Here is a 22,348-nt window from a genome sequence, read left to right on the forward strand (position 1 = left end):
GGTGCGTCGGGGTCGCGTCAACGACCCCGACGGTAAGCCTTTTGTGACGTATCTCCTGGTTAGATTGCGTCAGAGCGGGTAACGACCACAAACGGCCCCTGCTCGGTCACGGTGAAACGAGGATCGTCGAACAGTTCCTTGGGGAACGTGACCGTGTAGCGGCGGACGTTCGGGTCGTTGGGGTAGACGTCCTCTGCCAACCGCAGCGTGTACCCGTCGGCGCCCTGGCGGAAGACGAAGGCGTCGGGGCTGCGCCACGGCGCCGAGTCCAGCGCAGCTATCAGTTCGTCAGGCGTCTTCAGTTCCGACCACTGCTCGATCAGCGCAGCGCGCGCACGGAAATCGGCGAGCGGGTTCGCGTAGTGCGACGTCAGTCCTTGAAAGCCGAAGTACGGGTAGAAGCTCAGGAAGCCGATGTCGGCAGTGAGGACCACCGTGTCATGGGGTTCGCGTCCCAACTGCTCGCGAATGATCCGGTCGATGTCGGCGTAATTGGCTTCGGCACCCGGGGGCCGCTTGTCGCCGCGCTCGCCGTTACCGTCGGTATCGCTGTATGCCACAGCGATATCCGGCGCCAGCACCTGCGGGATGTTCTGCGCGAAAGCGATGGCTCCGATGACACCGAGTGCAACCAGTACCGCTTTGACGCGGGGATTTTCGCTGGTGGCCAGCACGATCCAACCGGCGAACTCGAAGAAACCGAACACACCGGCGGCGGCAAGGAGTCCGATCAGGACCGGCTCCAGTCGGAAGCCGAGGAGCGTACTGCCGGCGACGGTGAACGTCATGGACAGCAGTGCCCACAGGTACACGGCAATGACACCGATACCGAGTGCTCGGGCGCGGCGGGAGAACAGGAACCGCGAAATCAGCCAGATCGTGCCGAGTAGGCACAGTCCACCGACAAGGGTGAAGCTCAGCATCGGGAAGGGCAGTACCGCACCGGAATCGGGGAGGTAGTGCATTGCGGTGCCGGACTCTGCGGTGGCACCGGAGAGTGCCTTCAGCAGGTACGGCGTCCAGACGGTCAGAGCCACCAGGCCGGAGATCACCGCGATCACGGCGAGCCTGACGAGGGGTCCCAGTGCGGCTTTCCACGTGTTCTGGGCGCGTGCGGCAAGTACTGCGGCCACCACTGCCATCAGAGTCACTGCGAACGCGGCGAATCCGAGATAGAGCGTGTAGACCGTTGCGGCGAAACCGAGGAACAGGCCCGTCCCGAGTATTGCGCCGGCTCCGGCAAATCGAGATGCCCCCGGCCGGTCCAATGCACCCCACGCGAGGATCAGCACCGGCGGGATCAGGAGGTTGATGACGGCGCCGTACGCCTCGGGGGAGTTGTACGCCAACACGACGGCAGTGACGGCCAATGCCGCGACGACGGCCCAATCGCGTCGAATCAGCTTGGTCCACAACACGAGTGCAACGACGGCGACGACAGCCAACGAGCCGATCGCGTAGGGCTTGAAGGCTTCCCAGCCGTCCATTCCCAGCAGGTTCGCGACGCGTCCACCGATCCAGAACCAGCCGGCCGGGTAGAACGGCGGCAGATCCACGTACGTCATGTCCTGCAGCGCAGCAGAATCCGTCAGCCGGGTCAGGTACTCGGTCCGGAACTGCTGATCGACCGAGACGCCGTGCAGATACAGACTCGTCGCGGCCAGGGGAAGTCCGAGCGTCGTGGTGACGAAGCCGGAGAGCCCGGCCCACGAGAGGAGTTTTGCGACCCGCTCGGCCTTGCGGGCGCGGAACATCAGAACCGCAACACCGACCACTGCGATGCAGAGCACCTGCAGCACTGTCGTGACTGCCTGCGTGACATTGGAAGAGGTGAACGCCGGCCACTGCACTCGGCCGAAAGCAAAGAGCCCGACAGCGGCTACAACAGCGGCGACCAGCGCTCCGAGGGCCATTTCCACCACCGTCGCCGCGGCATTACGCCACGGCGACGGGGTCGAAAGGTCTGTACTCGGAGCAGTTGTTGTTTCTGGCACGGGAGGAGCTTAAACCGGCAACTTCCGGAAGATCGGGCGCGGCACGTGGCGAAGACCCATCATGACGAAGCGCCACGGGCCGGGAGTCCAGACGATTTCCTTGCCCTTGTCCGAGGCGGCAACAGCGAGCTTCGCGACGATGTCCTTGTTGACCGTCAGAGGAGCTTCCTTGACGTGGGCACTGAACTGCGTGCGCACCATGCCGGGGCGAACGACGGTGACCTGCGGTCCGAATTCCGCGAGAGCCTCGCCGAGTCCGAGGTAGAAACCGTCGAGGCCCGCCTTGGTGGATCCGTAGACGAAGTTGGCACGCTTGACGCGCTCGCCGGCAACCGACGACATCGCGATGATCTTGCCGAAGCCCTGAGCCTTCATCTTCTCGCCGAGAAGAACACCGACCGAGACGGAAGCGGTGTAGTTGACGTTTGCCACCAGAACGGCCTTGCGCTGGTTCTGCCACAGCTCTTCGGAGTCACCGTCCAGTGCGAAGGCGACGATGGCGACGTCGACGTCACCGTTCGAGAACGCCTGGTCGATCACCTTCGGGTGCGATTCGAAATCAACGGCGTCGAAGTCGATGAGCTCCACCGAGGTGGCACCCTTCGCTTCGAGCTGCTTGACCGCAGCTTCGCGTCCCGGATCGCCAGGGAGTGCCGCCAGAACGACGCGGAGCGGCGCCTTCTTCAGGTATTCCTCACAGATGGCGAGGCCGATCTCGGAGGTTCCACCGAGAAGCAAAACGGTTTGCGGGTTACCTACAGCGTTGATCACAGTTCCAGCCTTCTGGACATATCGGAGGCGAAAACGCCTGTGGGGTCGTACTTGCGGCGCGTCGCGATCCACTCGTCGATGCGCGGGTACATGGCGTGGAAGGTTTCCGCGGACGTCCGCGAGTCCTTGGCCGTGTACAGGCGTCCGCCGAATTCGAGGACACGCTTGTCGAGTTCGGTGACGAACTCGTTCAGGCCCGGCTTGATGCGGAAGTCGACGCAGATGTTCCAGCCCGGGATCGGGAAGCTCAGCGGCGCCTGATTGCCTTCGCCGAAGAGCTTGAACACGTTGAGGAACGAGTAGTGCCCGCTGCGCTGGATGTCGACGATGATCTTCTTGAACTCGTCGACGGCCTCCGGCGGAACCACGAACTGGTACTGCAGGAATCCGTTGGATCCGTACGCGCGGTTCCACTCACCGAACATGTCGAGCGGGTGGTAGAACTGCGTCAGATTCTGGACCTTGCCGCGATACTTGCCGGACTTGCGGAACCAGACCTCACCGATCGCGGTGAAGTTGAACTTGTTGGCCAGACCGTTGGGGAAGACGTCGGGGAACGTCAACAACTGCGGCGCATCGAAGGCAAGCGGGTTCTTCTGCAGCTTGGCCGGAAGCTGGTCGAGCTTCGCCAGAGATCCGCGCGAGACTGCCGCCCGGCCGAGCTTCGGGGGCGCGGAAATCGCGTCGAACCACGCGCTCGAATACTCGTAGTTGGCCTCACTGCCGTCGCTGTGCAGCGCGATGGTCTCGTCGAGGCTGTTGGTGACGTCGCCGTCGGCGATGAAGTACGCCGTCTCCGTCGGTGTCATCTTGATGGTTGCCCGCAAGATGATGCCCGTCAGGCCCATGCCGCCGATCGTGGCCCAGAACAGTGCGGCCTTCGGGTCGTTGCGCCCGCCCTTGGGGGTGAGCGTGCGAACCTTGCCGTCGGCCGTCAGCAGATCCAACGACACGACGTGGTTGCCGAAGCTGCCCGCGCTGTGGTGGTTCTTGCCGTGGATATCCGAGCCGATGGCGCCGCCGATCGTGACCTGACGAGTACCCGGCAGGACCGGAACCCACAGGCCGAACGGCAGAGCAGCCTTCATCAGCTGATCCAGATTCACGCCGGCGTCGACGTCCACCAGAGCGGTGTCGCGATCGATGCGGTGAATGCGGCTGAGTGCATTCATGTCGATGACCAGGCCGCCGGCGTTCTGCGCTGGGTCACCGTACGAGCGGCCGAGGCCGCGCGCGATGACGCCGCGTCGCAGATGCGAGGGCTTGGAATCGTTCTGTTCCGCAACCTGGGCGACCGCGTTGGCGATCACTTCCACGTCGGGGGTGGACAGCACCTGTGCAGTGGTGGCGGCGGTGCGTCCCCAACCGGTGAGGGTGCGGGCTTGGGTGTGGAGAGCCGGCTGCGGCGTCTCTTCTGCTGTCGTGGACATCAAGGTAGAGGTTACCTGGGAGTAGTGCCGACGGCTCCGACTCGAGTGGTTACTCTCGTCGTCGTGCCCGAAACACCTGCAAGTCACCAGCACGAACCCCACGTCCCGCTGCCCGTCGAGATTCCTGTCACGACGGACATCGCCGACGACGCGTTGGACCTGAAAACGCAGATCGTCCGGTTCGTCGCGACGGGTGGGCTGTCGGCGGTCGTGGACTACGGGCTGTATGCATTCCTGTTCAAGGTCGTCGGCCTCGATCTGAGCGTGGCCAAGTCGATCAGCTTTATCGCCGGCACTACGACGGCGTATCTGATCAACCGGCGGTGGACGTTCAAGGCCGAGCCTTCTCGCGCCCGCTTCATCGCTGTTGTCGTGCTGTACGCGGTCACTTTTGCGGTTCAGGTCGGGCTCAACGCGCTGATGGTGCATGTGCTCGCCGACGAGTGGTGGCGCATGCCGCTGGCCTTCGTCATCGCGCAGGGCACCGCGACGGTCATCAACTTCATCGTTCAGCGGGCAGTGATCTTCAAGATCAAGTAACGGTTCGGGGTGGATTAGCGCATTCGTCCGGTTTCTCGAGAGAGAATCGAGCCCATGATCATCGTTCTCGATTCTTCGGCCCTGACCAGGGGTGCACGGTTCGACACTGCCGTCGCCGACGCTCGCGCGCTCGGACACCGCGTCGTCGTGCCGCGATTGGTCGTCCTCGAGGTTGCAAGCCGCTACCGCGAGGAATCGGCGGAGATGATCGCGGCTCTGAGCGTCCAGGCGCGCATGTACGACCGACTGGGGTTGCGGCGTGACCTCACGAGATTTGTCGACGCGGCTCACGACAAGGCCGACGGCTACGTCGACGACGTGATCGAAGACCTCGTGGCGATCGGCGTCGAAGTGGTCGATCCAGTCGACGTGTCGCATCTCGAGGTGGCCGAGAGGGCGATCTCGCTGCGTCGGCCCTATACCGACAAGAAGAAGCGAGACGGATATCCGGCGACGCTGAACTGGCTGACCGTGCTCGATCTCGCCGACCGGAACCCGGGCGTCGACGTGATCTGGGTCAGTTCCGACACACGGGTATACGGCGACGGCGAAGACGGGGTCTGGCATGGCGATCTCGCACGTGAACTGGCGTCGCGCGGCCTCGAGTATCGGGTCCGCTGGGCGTCGGACATCCCGGTGATCGACGGACCGGTGCAGGTGGAGCAGGTGGCGGAGGTCGAGGAAGCCGCTGAGGTCGCGCCCGAGGCCCCGGTTGCTCAGGGCTTCGTGGAGCCGGAAGCGGTGGTTCCAGCCGAGGTTCCCGAACCCGCGGCACCTGCAGCAGCCCCCGCCCCCAAGCCTGTTCAGCGCGCAGCGCGGACGAGAGTTGCGCCGCAGCGCATCGAACCCGCCCCGAAAGCTCAGTCCGGTGGACTGCGCGGTCTGGGCAAGGTCATCGGCGGGCGGAAACGAAAGGTCACGATCGTCGACGATCTCGACGAAGTCGACCTCTTCGGTGCCTGATCGCTTCTAATCTGGACAGATGTCTCTGTTGCCGACAGTCAGTCGAAGGACCGGAACTCGATACGGCAGGCCGAGTATCGAATCGCAGGTCCTCTACAACGCGTGTCGATGGATGCTTCGGCCCGTGGTCGGGATCGCGCCGCTGACGCCTGGCGCCATGCGCCGCGCCGCAGTGCTGGACTCGGCCGCGGGTGTACGCATTCCGTCCGGGATCGATCGGGAAGCGATTCGCTTTCCAGGTTTCGACGGTGAACTCGTGCGGACGGCAGGCTCGACGGCTGATCTGCGCGACGGGGTTGTTCTCTACCTGCACGGCGGCGGGTTCATGTGCTGCGGGCTCAACACGCATCGGCCGGTCGTTGCAAGCATCGCCAAGCGAACCGGCCTTCCGGTCCTGCACATCGCATATCGACAGTTGCCGAGCACGAGCATCAGCGGGTCCGTCGACGACTGTCTCGATGCATACCGGTGGCTCCTCGAACAGGGAGCCTTGCCGGAAAAGGTTGTCTTCGTTGGCGATTCGGCCGGAGGCTTCCTGGTTTTCGCGACGGCACTTGCAGCTGTTTCCGCGGGGCTCGAGGTTCCGGCCGGTCTTGTCGGGCTCTCACCTCTCCTCGATCTCGATTGCACCACCAAATCAGTCCACGCCAACGCTCGACGCGACGTGATCGCCCCGGTGTCGGCATTGATGGCGATCGGAAAGCTTGGCGGACAGACGAACTCACCCGTCGACGGCGATCTGGCCGCTCTGCCGCCGTCGTTGCTGATCGCCGCCGAATCCGAGGTGCTCAGAGTCGATTCGGAGGTGATGGCGCAACGGCTCGCCGCCGCGGGGGTGCCGTGCTCGCTGCAGATCTGGAACGGCCAGGTTCACGCGTTTCCCGCCGTCTGGCCTGGCTTGCCGGAGAGCCGGGCTGCGCTACGTGACGTTGCCAGGTTCATTCGCGCCAGGCTAGATGCGGTCCCGCCCCAGGCGTCACGTGCGCAGTGACGCGACAACTGCCCGTGCGAGGGCGTCGGCAGATCCAGGGGCGAATGGCAGAAAGAGTTCTGGCTCGATCAATTCCACTTCCATGAGCAGTGGTTGATCCACCGGGCCCACGACGTCCACACGCGCATAAAGCAATTCGCCGGGGCCGCATGGGGTCGCGGCCAGTGCTGCGTCGGCCACCGCGAGTTCGGCGGCGGACGGTTCGTGGAGGTGGTTGGTTCCACCGTGAAATTCCTGCACGCGGAAGTCGTTGGCGGCCGGGATCTTCCGGACAGCGTGCGAGTAGCGTCCGCCGATGTGGATGATCGAGCGCTCACCGTCGACGACGTCCGAGACGAATGGCTGGACCAACGCGTCGTTGCCACTCTCGAGGATCGAGCTGAGGTGAGCGTGGGCCTGCGCGGACCCCGAGGCAAACTTTCCCACTCCGACAGCGCCGGCGGACACTGCAGGCTTGACGATGACGTCGGCACCCTCGAACGAAGGGAGGGTGAGTGTTTCGCTCTGTCCGGCAGCGATCACAGCGGTGGGGACGATAGGTACGCCGGCCGCGGCAAGTTCGGTGAGGTATCCCTTGTGTGCGTTCCACTTCACGATCGAGAGTGGATTGGCGATCGGAGCGGTCAGCTGATCGAGAACGGCAAGAAATTCGTCGAGGCGCTGGGTGTAGTCCCAGGTCGACCGGATCAGAACCAGGTCGGCGTCGATATCGAGGAGGGACGGGCTCGACCACGGCGCCATCGTCGACGCGATGCCGTAGGAGGTGAGAGCTTCCATGACGAGTTTGCTTTCGACATCCGCCTCGCGGGCGGCGCCGTCACAGGTGAGCAGGAGAACCGTGGTCATGCCACGATGCTTTCACGGCTGGCGCCCTGTACGACTAGCGAGGTGGCCCCTCGTCGAGGACCAGCGACCCGGTCCCGGGTTGCCCGGTTGCGTCCACCCACGTCACCGCGACGGTGTCGCCGGGGCGGCGCGAGCTCATCGCCGCGTTGAGATCAGCGGACGACGCGATCCGGCTGCCACCGAACTCGGTGATGACCGCACCTTTGGTCAGCCCCACCCGCTCGGCCGGCGAATCGAAGCTCACGGCAACAACTTCGGCGCCGGCCGGCATGTCCGCGTGATCCTTCACCGCGACACCGAGTACGGGTGTCGGTCCCACACGCACGTTCTCGGAGGAGCGGCCACCGAGTACCTGCTCGACGATCGGTAGTGCGGTGTCGATCGGTATCGCGTAGGACTGAGGCGCCGGTGAGGTTTCGGTGCGGTCGGTGACGGCGTTGCCCGCGCTGCTGACGCCGATCAGCTCGCCAATGGCGTTGACCAGGGGGCCACCGGAATCGCCAGGCCGGATGTCCGCGTCGACCTCGATGAGGCCCTTCAACTGGTTTCGCGATCCGTCGGACACGTTGCGGGTGTTGACGGTGACACCGAGGTTGGTGATGACGCCGGGAGCCGGGACGGGTACTCCGCCGCCTTCCGCATTTCCGATTGCGGTGACGGAGTCCCCGCGAGCGGCTTCTGCTGATTTGCCGACCACAGCCACCGGCAGATCGTCAGCGCCCGCGAGTCGAAGGACGGCAAGATCGCTGACGCTGTCGTACCCGAGGATCTCGGCGTCGTAGATCAGCCCGTTGGACATGCTGACGGCGGTGACGTCCGAGGCTCCGCTGATGACGTGGTGATTCGTGAGCACCACTCCGTCAGGGGAGAGCACGATCCCGGTCCCAGCAGTGGTGGTGAATCCGGCCGGCGCCGTGATGGTGACGATGGTGGGGACCACTCGGGCCGAGAGCTCCTCCGGGGTGAGCGGAACAACCGGCGATGGTGGGGTGGTCGTGATGACGGTGACCGGTGCGGACTCGATCGTTCCCGGAGTCAGGGGCGGTGCGACCAGCGCGAGACCACCGAGGCCGGCTGCGAGAACGACGGCCGTCCACAGGCCGCGTCTGCTCGCACGTTTGGTCATCCAGCCGTCCGTCCCGCCGGTGTCATGCCATCGAGTCGTGAAAGTTGAAGATTACCGATTCGGCGAATCTTCGGCCACAGAACCGGGCAACATGCCGTCCGCGCGGAGCGTCGCCAGGGACGGCGCGGCAGCGTCCTTTGCGGAGAGCTCGTAGGTCAGAGGGTTGCCCTTACGGTCTGTTCTCGGCCATTCGATCGCGAGTTCCGGATCGAAGGGATCGAGGTCGCGGTCCAGGTGGGGGGAGTATTCGATGCTGCACAGGTACATCACTGTCGATCCGTCTTCGAGTGAAAGGATCGCGTGGCCGAGGCCTTCCGCCAGGAACACCGCTCGTCGATCGACGTCGTCGATCACCACTGCATCCCACTCGCCGAAGGTCGGTGATCCGACGCGCAGGTCTACGACAACGTCGAGGAAGGCACCTTTCACGCAGGTGATGTACTTCGCCTGTCCGGGCGGATTGTCGGTGAAGTGGATCCCGCGGAGGCTACCGGCTTCGGAGACCGAGCAGTTGGCCTGCGCGAGGTCGAGAGTGCGGCCCGTCGCGGCGGTGAAGGCGGAGCTTTTGAACCATTCGAGAAAGACACCGCGGTTGTCGCCGAACTGCTTCGGTGTAATTTCCCAAGCTCCGGCGATCTTCAGTGGACGGATTTCCACGTCACCATTCCTTGCCGTGCTCGAGCAGCTCGAGTAGGTAGTTGCCGTACCCGGATTTGCCCAATGCTTCTGCCTGAGTGCGTAATTGGTTGGAGCTGATGAATCCTTGACGCCACGCAACCTCTTCAGGGGAACCGATCTTGAGGCCTTGGCGGTGTTCGATGGTCCGCACGTAGTTCGCTGCCTCGAGCAGGGAATCGGGTGTGCCGGTGTCGAGCCACGCGGTTCCGCGGGGGAGGACATCGACAGAAAGTTTGCCAGCTTCGAGATAGTGCTGATTGATGTCGCTGATTTCGTATTCGCCACGCGCAGAGGGCTTCAGAGTGCGTGCGATGTCCACGACGTCGCTGTCGTAGAAATAGAGGCCGGGGACTGCGTAATTGGATTTCGGTGACGTCGGCTTTTCCTCGATGGACACGGCGCGACCCGAGTCGTCGAATTCGACGACGCCGTAGGCGGTCGGATTCGAGACCCAGTAAGCGAATACGGCTCCGCCGTCGATGTCGGAGAAACGCCTGAGTTGGGTTCCGAGGCCGGGGCCGTAGAAGATGTTGTCGCCGAGGACGAGCGCCACGGAGTCGGATCCGATGTGCTCTGCGCCGAGGGTGAATGCCGTTGCGAGGCCGTTCGGTTCGTGTTGCACTGCATAGGTGAGGTTGACGCCGAATTGTGAGCCGTCGCCGAGAACCCGGCGGAATTGTTCGGCGTCGTGTGGGGTCGTGATGATCAAGATGTCGCGAATGTCGGCGAGCATGAGAGTGGAGAGCGGGTAGTAGATCATCGGCTTGTCGTAGACGGGCAAGAGTTGCTTGCTCACTCCGAGGGTGATCGGGTGCAACCGCGACCCGGTGCCACCGGCCAGAATGATTCCGCGCATGCGTGCAGTGTCCTGCACTCCTGCCTGCCGACGCAAACGGACATGACACTCCCGGCCGCTAAAGTGGGGTTCGTCCGATGAGCCTGAGGAGATGACGTGCGACTACTGGTCACCGGGGGTGCCGGCTTCATCGGTGCCAATTTCGTTCATCAGACGGTGGCGACGCGTCCCGACGTGGAAGTCACGGTTCTCGACGCTCTGACCTACGCCGGAAATCGCCAGTCCCTGGCGTCCGTCGAGGACCGGATCACGTTTGTCCACGGCGACGTGGCCGACGAGCCGCTGGTCGACGATCTTGTCTCGCGCTCCGACGCAGTCGTGCACTTCGCGGCCGAAAGCCACAACGACAATTCCCTCGCCGACCCCGAACCGTTCTTGCGCACCAACGTCATGGGAACCTTCTCGCTCCTGCAGGCAGTGCGTTCGCACGGGGTCCGTTATCACCACATTTCGACCGACGAGGTGTACGGCGACCTCGAACTGGATGATCCGGCGAAGTTCACGGAGACGACACCGTACAACCCGTCGAGCCCGTACTCCGCGTCCAAGGCGTCGAGTGATCTGTTCGTGCGCGCCTGGGTGCGCTCGTTCGGGATCGCGGCGACCATCTCGAACTGCTCCAACAATTACGGCCCGTACCAGCATGTGGAGAAGTTCATCCCACGCCAGATCACCAATCTGCTCGACGGAGTGCGTCCACGGTTGTACGGGGAAGGCCGCAACGTCCGCGACTGGATTCACGTCGAGGACCACAACCGCGCCGTCTGGGACATCCTGGACCGCGGAAAGTCCGGCGAGACGTATCTGATCGGCGCCGACGGTGAAACCGACAACCGGACGGTGATTGCGACCCTGCTCGAAATTTTCGGACGCAAGCCGGACGATTTCGACTTCGTCACCGACCGCCCTGGTCACGATCTGCGGTATGCGATCGATTCGACGCGACTGCAGCAGGAACTTGGGTGGAAGCCGCAGTACCGCGATTTTCGAAGCGGACTGGAAGCCACCGTCGAGTGGTATCGCGACAACGAGCAGTGGTGGCGTCCGCAGAAGGCCGGCGTCGAGACGCAGTATTCCGCGTCCGAGAAAGTGGTCTGACCGAACGTCAGGCTTTGGTGGGGTCCGGCACCCGCGAGCGCTCGTGCACGAGTGCATTGCGCAGGCCTCGTGATCCCGACAGTGCAGCCACGACGCCGGCAAAGACCTCACAGAGGGTGAACAGCAGCCTCGACGCCAGTGCGAGGCCGAGCGCGACGCCGGCATCCATGAACGGTGAAAGCGCTGCGACGATGACGGCTTCGCGGACACCGATTCCGGACGGGACGACGAACACGAGGACGCCCGCGCACATACCGAGGGCGAGAGCGCCGATGCACTGGACGAGCCCACGGATTTCGAAGCCGGCCGAACTGGACGCGAGTAGCCACAACTGGATGCCGTAGAGCACCCAGCTTGCTGCGCACCAGCCCAATGCGAGCGCAATCTTGTGCATCGTGAGCGGCTTGTGCAGCGGCGTGCGGCGGAGCAGTTTCAGTGCGAGGTTCACCAGGCGTGTGAGCACCGGCGGGTAGGCGCAGACCAATGCGATCGGTACGAGGATGATCACGCCGACCGCTGCCGCCGTGCTGACCTCGAACAGGGCAGGTAGACCGAAGAGGCCGACGACCAGCGCCGAAGTTGTGCTCAACCCCACCGTGACCAGCACTGCGACAAAGCCTGCGGCACGGGACACACCGGCGCGCCTCACGAGTTCCGTTTGCAGAACGAAGGCCCAGACACTGCCGGGAAGGTACTTGCCGAGTTGGCCGACCAGATAAGCGCGAGCGGCGTCGAAGGCCGGAATCGGTTGTTCGAGGGCGCCGAGTGCGTGTTGCCAGGCCCGCACTGCGGCACCCATACCGAGGAAGATGAACACCGACGAGGCGGCAAGCGTCCACCAGTTCAGCTCGGTGATCGTGTTCTTGACCTCGGACCATTGGGACTTCACCGCGAAGATGATCGCGACGACGATCGCGAGGGTGACGAGGACCTTGAATCCGTTGACGAGAAGGCCGCGTAGAGCGTTCGGCTCTGCGGCCGGTTCGACGTCTTCGACCGGTTGTTCAGATTCGGGAGAGGTACTCACGCGCCTGCATCCCGCCCGTTCGTCATTTCGCAGACGATACCAACCAGGATTTGTCTCGCTAAACCACGAGCGGTTTGTCGGCGCGTTCCCGCCACCAGGTGAAGGCCTCCGACAGCGAGTCCGGAATGGCCGGTGACGTGCCGAAGCTGCCGGCGGCGTAGAGGTCTTCGATTGCGGAAATGTCCGCGTCCGAGATACCCGATCGGCTCATTCCGACCCGGTTGACACCGTGCAACGACACCGGGTTGCCGAAGGCCTTGGAGAAGGGCGGGACGTCCTTGACCACGACGGTTCCCATGCCGATCATGGATCCGGAGCCGACGACGCGTCGTTGGTGCGCGACAGTGTGCATGCCCAGGTTGACGCCGTCTCCGACGCTGACGTGCCCGGCAAGCGTCGTACCGGAGGACACGACGCAGCGGTCACCGATCTGCACGTCGTGCTCGATTCCCACTCTGTTCATCACGAAGCAGTCTTCGCCGATTTCGGTGCGGCGTTCGCTTCCCTGATGGACTGTGCTCAATTCGCGAATCGTCGTTCGAGCACCGATTCGAATTCCCAGACCGGCGCTGACGGACCAGGACGTCGGATGTAACGCGCCGAGGATCTCGGGGGGAGCTCCCAAGACCGCTCCCGAGCCGATCCAGCAGTCGTCGCCGATCTCGAGTGGGCCCGTGAGTACCGCGTTCGGTCCGATCGTGACTCCCGCCCCGATCAGTACGTCGGCGCCGATCACGGCGGTCGGATGGATGTGGCAGTCGGCTCGTTCAGACATGCAGGTTCCGGAATCCTCTCGAAGTATCGAATCGTGTTTCGATACGCTTCCTGGGTTGTCGGGGTATTTCGTTCCGACGACGGTCGGATGAATCTATCGGAGGTAACTCAGTGATCGCGATATCCAGTATCTCGTTCGGGGAAGAAGTCGAGCGCGAGGTGCTGGACACTCTGCGATCGGGAATCGTCGCGCAGGGACCCAAGGTGAAGCGGCTCGAGGACGAGTTCGCGGCGCTGGTGGGCACGCGACACGCGGTGGCGGTGAACAACGGCACTACGGCGTTGATCGCGGCTCTCCAGGTCCAGGATCTTCAGCCAGGTGACGAGGTTTTGACCACGCCGTTCACGTTCGTGGCCACGCTCAATGCGATTCTCGAGGCAGGCGCGACGGCGCGGTTCGCCGATATCTCCGAGTCCGATTTCAACATCGACCCGGCAGTCGCTGCCGATCGAATCGGGGACCGCACGAAGGTTCTGATGCCGGTTCATCTGTACGGACAGTCGGCTGACATGGGTGCCTTGATGCCGCTGGCATCGAAGAACGGTCTGACTGTCGTCGAGGACGCCGCTCAGGCCCACGGAGCGACGTTCGACGGGCGAGGCGCCGGCAGTTTCGGTGTGGGTTGCTTCTCGTTCTATGCAACAAAGAACCTCACGACCGCCGAGGGCGGAATGATCACGACCGACAACGACGCGATCGCCGATCGACTTCGGGTCCTGCGCAACCAGGGCATGCGGGCGCGCTACCAGTACGAGATGGTCGGCCAGAACTACCGGATGACTGACCTCCAGGCGAGCTTGGCTCTGCCCCAGATGGCGACGTACATGCAGCAGGTCGAGGCGCGCCGCCGGAATGCGGAGGCCTTGCGTGTCGGCCTGAAGGACGTCGAAGGACTGATCCTGCCGAGCGAACTGTCCGGTCGTGGACATGTCTGGCATCAGTTCACCTTGCTGCTGGCCGAAGACGCACCGATCACTCGCGACCAGTTGAGTGAGCGTCTGGCCGCGAAGGACATCGGTAGCGGCATCTACTACCCGAAGGCCGTCTACGACTACGAGTGCTACCGCGAACATCCGCGCGTCGTCATCGACGAGACGCCGGTGGCCACTTCGGTTGCGTCGCGGTGCCTGAGCATCCCCGTCCACGCTGCGTTGTCCGCCGGCGACGTCGATCAGATCGTTGCCGCGGTACGCGGCGCCATGGAGGCCTGAAAAATGACTGCTAGCAAGCCACGTATCGCTCTTGTCGGATCCGGTCAGATGGGCTCGCTGCATGCGCGGGTCATCGCGCAGTCGGCGCTGTGCGAGTTGGATCTGCTGATCGAGCCGCGCGAGGAGCAGGGCAAAGCTGTTGCTGCGCGGTTCGATACGCGTTGGGCCGCCGATTTCGACTCCCTCGACGAGATCGATGCTGTCGTGATCGCTGCTGCTACGCCGGCGCACTACGAGTTGGCCGGGCGGGTTCTCGATCTGGGGAAGCCCGTCCTGGTGGAGAAGCCGTTGGCAGCGACGTACGAGCAGAGCGTCGACCTGGTCGATCGTTCACGCGCGTCCGGTGTTCCCCTGATGTGTGGACTGCTCGAACGGTTCAATCCCGCTGTCCGCACCGCCCGTGAGTTCTCCGGCGATGTGTGGCAGGTGAACGGTATCCGCCACTCGCCGTTCGTTTCCCGCATTCCGACGGGTGTCGCGACGGACCTGCTGATTCACGATATCGACCTTGCCATCGGATTTGCCGGCTCGGAACCCAGTTTGGCAAAAGGGGAGTTCGGCTACTTCCACCCGACGTCCGTGCAGAACCGGTCGGAAGATTGCGCCGACGCCGTATTGCGCTTCGGATCAGGTGCTGTTGCAACGATTTCCGCGAGCCGGATCAGTCAGCGCAAGATTCGCCAGCTGTCGTTGCTCGAGGCCGATCGACTCATCGAGATCGATCTCCTGCGTCGCGACATCACGATCTACCGGCACATCGACGACAACATGCCCACCGATCGGGACGGCTACCAGCAGCAGACGGTCATCGAAATTCCGACGATCCGCTACAGCGAGGAACCGCTTGCCGCGCAGCTGACGCATTTCCTCGGATTGGTGCAGGGCACCGGTGACGCAGACGGTGAGCGAGCGTCGATTCTGCCCGCTCACCGCGCGGTTCACGAGGTGACGGAATCTGCGTTGGCTGCAGCGTTGTCGTCCTGACCGCTGCGTCGGCGTCGGAAGGCCCACGCTCCTTGAGACAGTGCCAGGAGCAATCCGACGCCGGCGACAGTCCAGCCGAAAGTGCTTCCGGGTGGACTGAATTCGATGGTGAGGGCAGATCCGGACGTGGCACTCGGCGGTAGATCGACCTGCAACACCCCGCCGGGGCTGGCCTTCGTCTCGACCGTCTGACCATCGACAGTCGCCGTCCAGCCCGGCCAGGCCAGTAGGGCGAATGTAACCGTGCCGGACCCGGTGTACTCGACAGTTTCCCTGGTGTCCGTAGCGGCGGCATCGCCACGCACGTCGAGACCAGGCGTCGTTGCCGATACGCGACCGTCGGGCCACTGATGCTCGGTGGTGCGATGGCCGACCGTGACCACCCGATCCGGCGATACGGTCCACTCGCCCTCCGGTAGGGCGTCGAGGGCGCGTTTTCCGCCGTACGGTCCGGAATTCTGAACGACGACCGTGTCGACTCGCATCGCGTCGAGCCAGGACACACCCGTTCCCGGCGATTCAGCGAGCAGTCGGTCGACGCCGTCCGGACACTGGACGCCGCCGTAGTAGTTCAAGCACAGTGCTTGAACGAAATCGTTGTAGCTGATTCCGGCGTAGCTGTTGACGGCATTGACTCCGGCGGGCTGCCAGGCGTTGCCGAACAGGAGGTCACCCCACTGCCCGGTTTCGTTGTCCGGCGGGATGTTGACGGGGTCGGCGATCGCGAAAGTGGTTCCCTGGTAACGGTCCTCGAACTTGGACTCCAGGAATGCCACCTGCCTGGGGAACTTCCACGGTGTCACGTTGTAGTTTCCGGTGAACCAGAAATTGGTCTGAGCACTGAGCACGACGACGATGCCGACAGCGAGTGCACCGGCGAGGTAGCGGGGCTTTCGGTAGGCCACGACCAACGCGAAGACGGTGAGAACCACGGTGATTATCAGTGATGCCGAGTGAATACCGATGTCTTCCGGGACATTCGACCAGGCAAGATAGAACTGAAGTGCCAACAATCCCGCGGTGATGATTGATCTTGTCCGGATTCGATCACGATGCAGTCCGGCAGAGAGGGCGACCGCCGTGACCACGATGGCGGGCAGTTGACCGTACTCGAGCAGTCGCGCGGGCCAACGGAAAAGCCACAGATTCGACGGTCCGAGAAGTAGTAAGACGTAAATTCCGCCGAAGACGAACAGCGAGACGCTGTGGCGGCCCAACTTCTTCAGTGACTTCCATTGAATCCACGGTGCGAGCGGTATGAGGAACCAGGCCAGGTACACCAGTGGAATCGTCATGGCAGGCGAAGCGAAAGCGGTGACGTACGGCTGGTTCGACGGGCCGGAGAGGTTGAGCAGGTCACCGAGATCGGGTCGAAGCGAACCGTCGTTCGCGATTCCGGACTGAGTACGCACCGACACGCCGGTGGTGAAGAGCAATGGTAGATACACGATCAGCGACATCATGATGATCGCTGCCGCGCTGATCATCAGTGATTTGATGCTGCCTGCGCGTTTGATTGCGATGCATTCCGCTATGACAGCGAGGTAGACGACCGCGACACCGACAGCGCCGTACGGGTTTCCGGTGGTCATCGCAAGATAGCCGAAAACGATCGGTACCAGGGGGTTCACTCGGCCGAGGGCGCTGGCGCGGGTAGACCACCAGACGTGGGGGATCCAGGCGAAGGCGATCAGCCCGGACGCCCAACTGGAGGCGTCGAAATAGAGCGTGTATCCGGCGAACGGCATGGCAAATCCGGCGATGAAAGCCATCGACCGATTGGCGCCGTACTGGCGGGCCACCAGATAAACGCCTACCGCGAGAATCGCCATGAATTGCATCTTGACCAGGGTGATTCCGATTCCCAGGTTCGGAATGAGTGCAATGGCAACCGAATCCAGAAGGATCACGGGATTGTATGTCCCGTAAAGGGCTTCGGCTGTGACATTGCCGCCGGCCCACAATTCGGGGATGAGCGTCGGCCATGACCCGGACAGGATTCGCTCGCCGATCGTGTGCCAACCAGGCGTGAAAGCTGCTGCGCTGTCGTCCCAGTAGTAGAACCACCGATTGGAGATCAGTGGGATGGCGGCGACGATCGACACCAGAGCGGCGAGAAGAATTGGCGGCACCACGCGTTGTGCGAGCGGTAAGTCAGATTTCACGATGTGCTTTCGTCTTCGAGTCGATGGCTGTTGTTCGGAGCCTGGGTCGTGCTCTTTTTCTCGGAGCCTGGGCTGCGCCTTGTTTCTCGGAGCGTAGTATTCCGACGAGTTCGAACTGCAGTCGGGGAAGTAAGGAGATCGGGACGTGGCGACATCGCGAACGGAACCCGTTCGTGGGGAACCAGCTACGCCGGAACTCTCGGTGATCATCCCCGCATACAACTCAGGCGAGGTGCTGGAGTCGACGGTGCGTCAATTCGCCGAGTACTTCACCAGCCGCCCGGCCGAGAGCGCCGGTCAGGTCGAGATCATCGTCGTGGAGAACGGTTCGACGGACAACACTGCCGACGTGTGTGCTGCTCTGGCAGCTTCCTGGTCTTGGCCTGGAGTGACCTTCCTGCCGATGAGCAGCGACAAAGGGATGGGCGCAGCGCTTCGCGCCGGGACGCTTGCTTCTCGTGGACGACGCGTGTTGCTCACCGCGGACGACCTTCCGTTCGGTTTCGGTGACATCGAAGGCGCCGACCGCGTGATGGCGGATCTAGGGTCCGTCCCGCCGGTGGTCATCGGTTCAAAGGCTCATTCGGACTCAGAGGTGGAACGTGGCTTGCTGCGTTCGGTGATGACGGGTGGATTCGCGACGCTGCGACGGGTGGTACTGGGTACCCGCACGGGCGACCCCCAGGGGACATTCATCGTCGACGGCGTTTTGCTGCGTCGAATCGCACCCTCGCTGACCGAGCGTGGATTCCTTTTCACCACCGAATTGGACTACGCGCTCGAATTGGCTGGGGTGCGCCCGGTCGAGGTCCCGATCCGACTCAGCGACGATCATCTGGCGCACGCGAGCCGTATCTCGCCCAAGGACGTGGTCCAGATGGCGAAGGGTCTGTTGTCGCTTCGTCGGCGAAAGACCGAGCTGCGCTCCGCCGCTGCAGTGAGTAATCACGGGTAGACCTGGTGTGACTCGGTGCCCGGGGCGCCGAGGTGCGGATTCGCGATACCCTGCGGGGCGTGGATACCGTGAACACGACCGATGACCAGTCCGATTCCGGAGTCGAGTTGATCGAACGCAGCGCGACGTCGGATCGACTGCTGGCGCAGCGGACGTTGTTCACCGGAACTTCGCCCGTCGCCAGTGACGAACTGTATGCGGTGACCAAGGTCGGTATGTCGACGCGATCGCGGTTCGAGTTGCGGCTTCAGCCGGGCGCGGTCGCGCACACCAATACCTTCTTCGGTCGTTTTCCGGCCAGCTACTGGCAGCGCTGGACCAATGTCACCGAGGTCACCGTCACTGCACATGTCGTGGCCGATACCGCTTGCCGCATCCAGATCCAGGCCTCGGACATCGGTGGCCACCGTCGTATCGTGACGAACGTCGTCGTGACCGGCGACGAGCGAGTGTCCATGACCGCCCCGCTCGATACTTTCGTCGACGGCGGGGCACTGTGGCTGCAGTTCGAAGCGCAGGGTGGCGGCGCAGTGGTCGACGATGTGGAATGGACCGTCGTCTCGCCGGAGTCGATTCGCCCGGTAGCCGTGGCGATCTGCACGTTCAATCGTGCGGACGACTGTGCGCGCACGGTCGAGGCCCTCGCGTCCGACGAGCGTGTACTCGCGTTGCTCGACGCTCTGTACGTCGTCGATCAGGGAACGGATCCGGTAGAGAGCCGTGAGCTGTTCCAGGAAGTGTCGAAGAAGTTCGGTTCGCGGTTGCAATATCTGCGGCAGGCGAATCTGGGTGGTGCCGGCGGATTCACCCGGGGCCTGTACGAGGCTTCGGCGGCCGGGCCGCACGCCGACGTGATCTTGATGGACGACGACATTCTGTGCGAACCCGAATCGGTTCTTCGACTGAGTGCGTTCGCGAACATGACGACGGAGCCGGCTTTGATCGGCGCCCAGATGCTCTTTCTGTTCAACCCCGACTTCCTGTTGGCTTCGGGTGAACGCGTCGATCTGGGCACCCTGCAGCGTGGTGTACCGACCGATGAGCACGGTGTTCGCAACCGGAGTGTGCTCGAGAAGCTGCCGGAACGCCGCGTGGATGCCGAATACAACGGCTGGTGGTCTTGCCTGATCCCTGCCGAAGCCATCGAGCGGATCGGCTTGCCACTGCCGGTCTTCTTCCAGTGGGACGACGTCGAGTACAGCTTGCGGGCTGGGCGGGCCGGGATTCCCACCATCACGTTGCCGTCGGCTGCTGTCTGGCATGCGGACTTCTATTGGAAGGACGTCGACGGTTTTGCGCACTACTTCAGTACGCGCAACGGACTGATCACCGCTGCGCTTGACCCAGGGTTTGCACCCAAAACCCTCGCGAAGCAGCTCTCCCGCGACATTTCGCATTCGATCGTGGGTTTGCAGTACGGCCTTGCACACACGCAACTCCGGGCAATCGAGGGATTCCTCGAGGGGCCGGAAGGTTTGGCGGACGGTGGGCAGGAGGCGCTTGCCGCGATCAACCAGGAGCGTAAGCGCTTCCCCGAGACGGTAACTCGCCCGGCGTCGGAGTTGCCGGGCAGGCTGCCGATCCGCCGCGTTGCGCCCAGCCCGAAACCCGGTTTGTGGACGGACCTCGTTCTGGCGAAACGCGCTGTGATGCAGGCTCGCAATCACCTCGAGCGAGGTCCGGTGGCGATTTCGTACGAGGACGCGCAGTGGTGGCACGTCGGACGTTTCGATCACGTCTTCGTCACCGATGCTTCGCAGGGAGGCGTGCGTGAACGCCGCTTCGACAGCGAGAAGGCCGCCGAGATGAGCGGCCGCCTCGCCGGCGTCATGAAGCGGTTCCTCGCCGAAGCGCCAAGTGTGGCTGAAGCATTCGCTCGCGAGTTCCCGCAGCTCACCAGCCGCGAGAACTGGGCCCGTCTGTACGAAAAGTGAGCCTCAGCGCACTATCTTGGCGATGACCTGCTCGTTGTCGACGGTGTACCCGAGGTATTCGAACGAGATGCCGGTGCGTGTGACGAACTCCGTCCACGCCCGGTACTCGTGCTGCTGCCACCCGGGATAGTTGAAGAATTCGTCGAAGACGACGATCGACCCGGGTACCAGGCGGTCGCCGAGGAGATCGAGCACCGTCTTGGTGGATGAGTAGAGATCGGCGTCGAGGTGCAGGAACGCAACGGGGCCGGGTTCGTCGTTCAGGAACGAGGGCAGGGTGTCCTCGAAGAGGCCCGGAACAAGTTGCGCTCCAGGTACTTCGGGGACTGATTCCTGAGCGAACTCACCAACCGGGAACCCGGTCCGCCAGGTTTCCGGAAGGCCGGAGAACACGTCGAAACCCGCGACGGTTCCCTCGCGTTCGGTGAATGCCTCCGCGATGATCCTGAGTGTGGTTCCGCTGGCAACGCCGAATTCGAGTGCCATGCCGGGTATTTCGATCAATCCCAGTGCATGGCGAAGCGTGTCGTGTGGGTGGCCGAACGTCTCGGCGACGCGAAGGTGTTCGAGGATGAATTCTGCGGTCGATGCCGTCGCTTGCAGGTCCACGGCGTAGGCCAGATCCCGTCGCTGACGAAATTCCAGTTCGTCGATCCTGGACCGGAGGCCCGCGATGTCACCGCGGGCCCCGGCCAGTTCGTCACGTGAGAGCGTCAGCGCATCGAGGATCTGTTGCGTGCGATCTGCGTTGCGCCGGTCGGCGGCCTCGACCACCTCGGATACCGCACGCTGAAGCTTGGTTCTGGCGCTGGAACGGAACTGCTCGAACATGGCAACCTCTCGTCGGGATCACTCCCATGCTGCCAGGCTTTGTTCGCTACCGGTCCCGACCGCGGTAGTGACTCTTGAGTTGTCGGGAGATCACCTTGATCTCCCGCGTCCTCTCTGCCTGCAGACGAGCATCGCTTCGCGCGGCGTTCCATGCATTCTCTCGCTGTAGTTTCCGGTAGCTCGCGAGCCTCCGCTCATCGATATCGCCACGCCCGAGTGCGCTCAGGACTGCGCATCCCGGCTCGGAGTTGTGTGCGCAATCGGAGAACCGGCACTCTGCAATCAGCTCCTCGATCTCGGGGAACGTCTTGTCGATCCCCTCCGCCGCGTTCCACATGCCGACCCCTCGCAGGCCGGGTGTGTCGATCAGTGTCCGGCCGCCGGAGAATGAGATCAACTCTCTGGTGACGGTGGTGTGGCGTCCCTTTCCGTCACCGGTCCGAACGCGACCGGTCTCGAGTCGATCGGCGTCTGTGGTGTCCGCGAGGAGGGCGTTCGCGAGCGTCGACTTACCGGCGCCTGATGGACCGAGTATCGCCACGGTGCCGTCCAGAACTGCATCGAGTACATCCATTCCTTCGTTGGTCTCGGCACTCACAGCAAGCACGGTTGCGCCGGGCGCGATGGCGCAGACTTGGGTGAGAGTGTCGGAGATATAGTGAGCTGCATCGGATTTGGTGAGTGCGATGACAGGTGTTGCGCCGCTCTCCCAGGTGAGTGCGAGTAGCCGCTCGATGCGCCCGAGATCGACGTCGCCGTCCGAAGCCGTGGCGATGACGACTGTGTCTACGTTCGCAGCCAGAATCTGGCCTTCCGATTTTCCGGATGCCGAGGATCGAACGATGCTGCTTGATCGAGGGAGTATCGAAGTGACCGTGTGCATCTCGGGTTCGCGTGAGTCCCGTAACTCGGCCACGGCGACCCAGTCACCCGTACAGAGTGGATCGCTGCCGCTGAGTGCGCGAACTGTGCCTTCGGCGACGGCCACGTCACACCGCCCTCGGTCGACGCGAAGAACGCGCCCGGGTGCGGAGTCCGGTGGGGCCAGGGCAGTGAATGTGTTCGAGAGTGTTGCGTTCCAACCGTATTCGGTCAGGGGCGTGCTGTTTTCCGGCATGGTGAGTGTGTCCTCGAGTACGAAGAAGTGTGAATGTTGACGGTGCTGAAACTGCG

Annotated in this window: 20 protein-coding genes; 8 read left to right on the forward strand and 12 right to left on the reverse strand. The window is 63.3% G+C overall.

The window, feature by feature from the left end; genetic code table 11:
- Window positions 1-59 precede the first annotated feature (59 nt).
- The 3 genes from G9U53_RS11870 to G9U53_RS11880 all read right to left on the reverse strand — a co-directional run bounded on the left by G9U53_RS11870 (window position 60) and on the right by G9U53_RS11880 (window position 4,195).
- On the reverse strand, window positions 60-1,913 hold the full coding sequence (locus G9U53_RS11870; protein WP_075835100.1) for a galactan 5-O-arabinofuranosyltransferase: 1,854 nt from the start codon (window positions 1,911-1,913) through the stop codon (window positions 60-62).
- A gap of 90 nt (window positions 1,914-2,003) precedes the next feature.
- Window positions 2,004-2,765 (reverse strand): decaprenylphospho-beta-D-erythro-pentofuranosid-2-ulose 2-reductase, encoded by a 762-nt coding sequence (locus G9U53_RS11875; RefSeq protein ID WP_007731800.1) that lies wholly within the window; start codon window positions 2,763-2,765, stop codon window positions 2,004-2,006.
- Entirely contained in the window at window positions 2,762-4,195 is a 1,434-nt protein-coding gene (locus G9U53_RS11880; protein ID WP_003943934.1) for an FAD-binding oxidoreductase, read from the reverse strand. Before G9U53_RS11880 ends, G9U53_RS11875 begins: the two co-directional genes overlap by 4 nt.
- A 63-nt stretch (window positions 4,196-4,258) precedes the next feature.
- Here G9U53_RS11880 and G9U53_RS11885 point away from each other — a divergent pair, with 63 nt between their 5' ends.
- The 3 genes from G9U53_RS11885 to G9U53_RS11895 are packed head-to-tail and all read left to right on the forward strand — an operon-like array spanning window position 4,259 to window position 6,689.
- Entirely contained in the window at window positions 4,259-4,735 is a 477-nt protein-coding gene (locus G9U53_RS11885; protein WP_073513418.1) for a GtrA family protein, read from the forward strand.
- A gap of 54 nt (window positions 4,736-4,789) precedes the next feature.
- Window positions 4,790-5,698, forward strand: coding sequence for a PIN domain-containing protein (locus G9U53_RS11890; RefSeq protein ID WP_165638717.1), 909 nt, complete (start codon window positions 4,790-4,792; stop codon window positions 5,696-5,698).
- Between the two features lie 19 nt (window positions 5,699-5,717).
- Window positions 5,718-6,689, forward strand: coding sequence for an alpha/beta hydrolase (locus G9U53_RS11895; RefSeq protein WP_003943846.1), 972 nt, complete (start codon window positions 5,718-5,720; stop codon window positions 6,687-6,689).
- Here the strand turns inward: G9U53_RS11895 and G9U53_RS11900 are convergent.
- From G9U53_RS11900 to rfbA, 4 genes are read right to left on the reverse strand one after another with little or no spacing between them, the layout of a single operon-like run.
- Window positions 6,675-7,535 (reverse strand): hypothetical protein, encoded by an 861-nt coding sequence (locus G9U53_RS11900; protein WP_042447632.1) that lies wholly within the window; start codon window positions 7,533-7,535, stop codon window positions 6,675-6,677. The genes G9U53_RS11895 and G9U53_RS11900 overlap by 15 nt on opposite strands.
- Window positions 7,536-7,569: 34 nt before the next feature.
- Window positions 7,570-8,661, reverse strand: coding sequence for a trypsin-like peptidase domain-containing protein (locus G9U53_RS11905; protein ID WP_030535804.1), 1,092 nt, complete (start codon window positions 8,659-8,661; stop codon window positions 7,570-7,572).
- 51 nt (window positions 8,662-8,712) lie between these two features.
- Entirely contained in the window at window positions 8,713-9,318 is a 606-nt protein-coding gene (gene rfbC / locus G9U53_RS11910) for a dTDP-4-dehydrorhamnose 3,5-epimerase (protein ID WP_165638718.1), read from the reverse strand.
- A gap of 1 nt (window position 9,319) precedes the next feature.
- The gene (rfbA, locus tag G9U53_RS11915) at window positions 9,320-10,195 is read right to left on the reverse strand and encodes a glucose-1-phosphate thymidylyltransferase RfbA (RefSeq protein WP_042447804.1); all 876 of its coding nucleotides are present in this window, start codon (window positions 10,193-10,195) and stop codon (window positions 9,320-9,322) included.
- Between the two features lie 96 nt (window positions 10,196-10,291).
- On the opposite strand from rfbA, the gene rfbB reads away from it, so the two are divergent.
- Complete coding sequence (gene rfbB / locus G9U53_RS11920) at window positions 10,292-11,293, forward strand: dTDP-glucose 4,6-dehydratase (RefSeq protein ID WP_165638719.1); 1,002 nt, start codon at window positions 10,292-10,294, stop codon at window positions 11,291-11,293.
- A gap of 7 nt (window positions 11,294-11,300) precedes the next feature.
- On the opposite strand, the gene G9U53_RS11925 is transcribed toward rfbB, so the two are convergent.
- Together G9U53_RS11925 and G9U53_RS11930 are read right to left on the reverse strand one after the other, a co-directional pair.
- Window positions 11,301-12,320, reverse strand: coding sequence for a lysylphosphatidylglycerol synthase transmembrane domain-containing protein (locus G9U53_RS11925; protein ID WP_058038039.1), 1,020 nt, complete (start codon window positions 12,318-12,320; stop codon window positions 11,301-11,303).
- Window positions 12,321-12,378: 58 nt separating this feature from the next.
- A complete protein-coding gene (locus G9U53_RS11930; protein ID WP_099696810.1) occupies window positions 12,379-13,095 on the reverse strand; it encodes a DapH/DapD/GlmU-related protein in 717 nt (238 codons plus the stop codon).
- Between the two features lie 110 nt (window positions 13,096-13,205).
- Here G9U53_RS11930 and G9U53_RS11935 point away from each other — a divergent pair, with 110 nt between their 5' ends.
- Together G9U53_RS11935 and G9U53_RS11940 are read left to right on the forward strand one after the other, a co-directional pair.
- Window positions 13,206-14,306, forward strand: coding sequence for a DegT/DnrJ/EryC1/StrS family aminotransferase (locus tag G9U53_RS11935; protein ID WP_165638720.1), 1,101 nt, complete (start codon window positions 13,206-13,208; stop codon window positions 14,304-14,306).
- A gap of 3 nt (window positions 14,307-14,309) precedes the next feature.
- Entirely contained in the window at window positions 14,310-15,290 is a 981-nt protein-coding gene (locus G9U53_RS11940) for a Gfo/Idh/MocA family oxidoreductase (protein WP_063315249.1), read from the forward strand.
- Here the strand turns inward: G9U53_RS11940 and G9U53_RS11945 are convergent.
- Window positions 15,245-17,455: a hypothetical protein gene (locus G9U53_RS11945; RefSeq protein WP_165638721.1), complete on the reverse strand. Its 2,211-nt coding sequence runs from the start codon at window positions 17,453-17,455 to the stop codon at window positions 15,245-15,247. The genes G9U53_RS11940 and G9U53_RS11945 overlap by 46 nt on opposite strands.
- A 145-nt stretch (window positions 17,456-17,600) precedes the next feature.
- On the opposite strand from G9U53_RS11945, the gene G9U53_RS11950 reads away from it, so the two are divergent.
- Together G9U53_RS11950 and G9U53_RS11955 are read left to right on the forward strand one after the other, a co-directional pair.
- Window positions 17,601-18,410, forward strand: a complete 810-nt coding sequence (locus G9U53_RS11950; RefSeq protein ID WP_054827093.1) for a glycosyltransferase — start codon at window positions 17,601-17,603, stop codon at window positions 18,408-18,410.
- 59 nt (window positions 18,411-18,469) lie between these two features.
- Window positions 18,470-20,344 carry a glycosyltransferase gene (locus G9U53_RS11955; protein ID WP_233272354.1) on the forward strand — a complete coding sequence of 625 codons (1,875 nt, stop codon included), beginning with the start codon at window positions 18,470-18,472 and terminating at the stop codon, window positions 20,342-20,344.
- A gap of 3 nt (window positions 20,345-20,347) precedes the next feature.
- On the opposite strand, the gene G9U53_RS11960 is transcribed toward G9U53_RS11955, so the two are convergent.
- Together G9U53_RS11960 and rsgA are read right to left on the reverse strand one after the other, a co-directional pair.
- Complete coding sequence (locus G9U53_RS11960; protein ID WP_007731781.1) at window positions 20,348-21,175, reverse strand: class I SAM-dependent methyltransferase; 828 nt, start codon at window positions 21,173-21,175, stop codon at window positions 20,348-20,350.
- 46 nt (window positions 21,176-21,221) lie between these two features.
- A complete protein-coding gene (gene rsgA / locus G9U53_RS11965; protein ID WP_063315962.1) occupies window positions 21,222-22,292 on the reverse strand; it encodes a ribosome small subunit-dependent GTPase A in 1,071 nt (356 codons plus the stop codon).
- Window positions 22,293-22,348 lie beyond the last annotated feature (56 nt).

The organism is Rhodococcus sp. D-46 (assembly GCF_011290655.1).
Taxonomy (GTDB): Bacteria; Actinomycetota; Actinomycetes; order Mycobacteriales; family Mycobacteriaceae; genus Rhodococcus_F; species Rhodococcus_F qingshengii.

Bases quoted from the DNA above. Each gene is read 5' to 3' on its own strand.
- G9U53_RS11900 (WP_042447632.1), bottom strand. From the start codon at position 7,535: ATGACCACGGTTCTCCTGCTCACCTGTGACGGCGCCGCCCGCGAGGCG.
- G9U53_RS11870 (WP_075835100.1), bottom strand. From the start codon at position 1,913: ATGGCCCTCGGAGCGCTGGTCGCCGCTGTTGTAGCCGCTGTCGGGCTC.
- rfbA (WP_042447804.1), bottom strand. From the start codon at position 10,195: ATGCGCGGAATCATTCTGGCCGGTGGCACCGGGTCGCGGTTGCACCCG.
- G9U53_RS11905 (WP_030535804.1), bottom strand. From the start codon at position 8,661: ATGACCAAACGTGCGAGCAGACGCGGCCTGTGGACGGCCGTCGTTCTC.
- G9U53_RS11940 (WP_063315249.1), top strand. From the start codon at position 14,310: ATGACTGCTAGCAAGCCACGTATCGCTCTTGTCGGATCCGGTCAGATG.
- G9U53_RS11930 (WP_099696810.1), bottom strand. From the start codon at position 13,095: ATGTCTGAACGAGCCGACTGCCACATCCATCCGACCGCCGTGATCGGC.
- G9U53_RS11960 (WP_007731781.1), bottom strand. From the start codon at position 21,175: ATGTTCGAGCAGTTCCGTTCCAGCGCCAGAACCAAGCTTCAGCGTGCG.
- rsgA (WP_063315962.1), bottom strand. From the start codon at position 22,292: ATGCCGGAAAACAGCACGCCCCTGACCGAATACGGTTGGAACGCAACA.
- G9U53_RS11895 (WP_003943846.1), top strand. From the start codon at position 5,718: ATGTCTCTGTTGCCGACAGTCAGTCGAAGGACCGGAACTCGATACGGC.
- G9U53_RS11890 (WP_165638717.1), top strand. From the start codon at position 4,790: ATGATCATCGTTCTCGATTCTTCGGCCCTGACCAGGGGTGCACGGTTC.
- G9U53_RS11880 (WP_003943934.1), bottom strand. From the start codon at position 4,195: ATGTCCACGACAGCAGAAGAGACGCCGCAGCCGGCTCTCCACACCCAA.